Consider the following 1354-nt stretch of genomic DNA (forward strand, 5'->3'; position numbering starts at 1 on the left):
AGCAGATACTGCTCGACCGACCCTTCCCGCCAAACCCGCCATGTCGGGCGCACGCGACTGGGCAAAAACGCATCCCGCATGTCGCGCAGTCCCGCCTTCGGGCGTTTCATCCGCAGCCAACGCCACATACGATCCCGGACGTACCAGTCGAGACCGGTGAACACCCTAGCCCGCATAGGCGCAGTAGCGGTAGTAATTCGCCCACCCGCGCAGGATGGGATTGAGCTCCCGGAGCTTTGTGCCAAGACTAACCATCACCGAGTTGCGCTTGGTGAGTTGCATGACCTTGCGACGCAGATCGACGGCTTTCGCTTTGGGGATTTCTACGCGCGGGCCGTAGCCGTAGCGCTTGCCCATCGCATGGCTACATGGAATCCGAGATGCTCTCCCAGCAGGTTCGTCAGCCCCCGGTCGTTCGGCAACGGCATCGCGAGATCAGTACGACGATCCCTGGCCGTTCTTGAGGTCATGCCGCTCTGTACCCTTGAGAGGTGGATTGAACACACTGACCAGGATGAGGTCCGCATCCTTGCCACCGCGCAGGTAATGCTTGTCGTGCTGGTCTAGCACATACATGTCGCCGGCCTTGATGGGGTGGATAGTGCCGCTCATATCTTCAACCTCGCCCTCGCCGGCGATGCAGTAGCAGGCCTCCAGGTGATTTTTGTACTGCAGCAGGGCTTCTGTGCCGGCTTTCACGACAGTGTGGCAGACTCCAAAACCCATTCCGTCGGATTCGATCAGCAGGCGGTAGCTTTTGCCATTTCCCCAATCGACCTCCCGCGTAGTCCCTTGGATCTCATTGATCGATCGAACGAACATGTTTTCACCTATAAGAAGAACTATGATAAAAGCGCCACAGCTGTCGCTCCGAGATAGCGACAACGCCAACTTTCCGAAGGAAACATACGTGATTGAGGCTTTTCGAACAAAAGGTCATTTCTAACATAAATGGAAGGAATGCTTACAGATGGAACTGCCTCCGTTGAACGCGCTGAAAGCGTTCGAAGCCGCGGCCCGCCTGGCCAGCCTGACGAATGCAGGCCGCGAGATAAACGTCACGCATTCGGCGGTGAGCCAGCAAGTCAGACAGTTGGAGGAATGTCTCGGTCGACCGCTGTTCAGGCGCGTCGGACGCGGCGTCGTCCTCACACCTGCCGGTGAGGAGTTCTATGAGGCCGTATCGACTGCGCTGCGCATGATATCGGTCTCAACCCGGCGCCTAAAGCACAGGCCTGGCAGCAGCCCGCTGTCGGTCGGCTGTATCGCGTCCATCGCCACACGTTGGCTCGTTCCCGCTGTCCAGGACTTCCTGAGAAAGCATCCGAACATAGACATGCGCGTTGAATACGCC

At 58.1% G+C, this 1354-nt stretch carries 3 protein-coding genes; 1 reads left to right on the forward strand and 2 read right to left on the reverse strand.

Annotated features, from left to right (window positions below; translation table 11 throughout):
- Nucleotides 1–165: 165 nt before the first annotated feature.
- Nucleotides 166–357, reverse strand: coding sequence for a group II intron maturase-specific domain-containing protein (locus tag EOA38_RS41040; protein ID WP_281060174.1), 192 nt, complete (start codon nt 355–357; stop codon nt 166–168).
- Between the two features lie 78 nt (nt 358–435).
- A complete protein-coding gene (locus tag EOA38_RS36775; protein WP_127301516.1) occupies nt 436–822 on the reverse strand; it encodes an ectoine synthase in 387 nt (128 codons plus the stop codon).
- 148 nt (nt 823–970) lie between these two features.
- On the opposite strand from EOA38_RS36775, the gene EOA38_RS36780 reads away from it, so the two are divergent.
- Nucleotides 971–1354, forward strand: a 384-nt coding sequence (locus EOA38_RS36780; protein WP_127301517.1) for a LysR family transcriptional regulator, incomplete at its 3' end; no start/stop codon positions are given.

Origin of the sequence: Mesorhizobium sp. M1E.F.Ca.ET.041.01.1.1 (assembly GCF_003997355.1) — a bacterium.
Lineage (GTDB): Bacteria > Pseudomonadota > Alphaproteobacteria > Rhizobiales > Rhizobiaceae > Mesorhizobium.